Annotated in this window: 1 protein-coding gene; it reads right to left on the minus strand. The window is 63.5% G+C overall.

What is annotated here, in order from left to right; translation table 11 throughout:
- The coding region (locus tag AC1DJH_RS33085) for a chemotaxis protein CheW (RefSeq protein ID WP_478188613.1) at positions 1 to 398 on the minus strand (398 nt) is incomplete at its 3' end.
- Positions 399 to 411: the final 13 nt, after the last annotated feature.

Consider the following 411-nt stretch of genomic DNA (forward strand, 5'->3'; position numbering starts at 1 on the left):
CGGTCGATGTCCACCAGGATCAGCATCCGCTCGTCCAGCGTGCCCAGCCCGATCAGGTAGTCCGCGTCCAGCACCGAACCCATCTCCGGCGCAGGCTTGATCTGCTCGCCCGTCAACGTGATCACGTCCGACACGCTGTCCACCACCATCCCCACCACGCGCCCGCCGATGTTCAGAACGATCACCACCGTGAACTGGTCGTACGTCGGGTCGCCCAGCTTGAACTTGATGCGCATGTCGATGATCGGAACAATGATCCCGCGCAGGTTCACCACGCCCTTGATGTAGTCCGGCGCGTTCGCAATCCGCGTCACCGCGTCGTACCCGCGCAGCTCCTGCACCTTCTGGATGTCGATGCCGTATTCCTCTTCGCCCAGCTTGAAGGTCACGACCTCCAGGCGGGCGGCGACG

The organism is Variovorax sp. 10N412 (genome assembly GCF_056394985.1).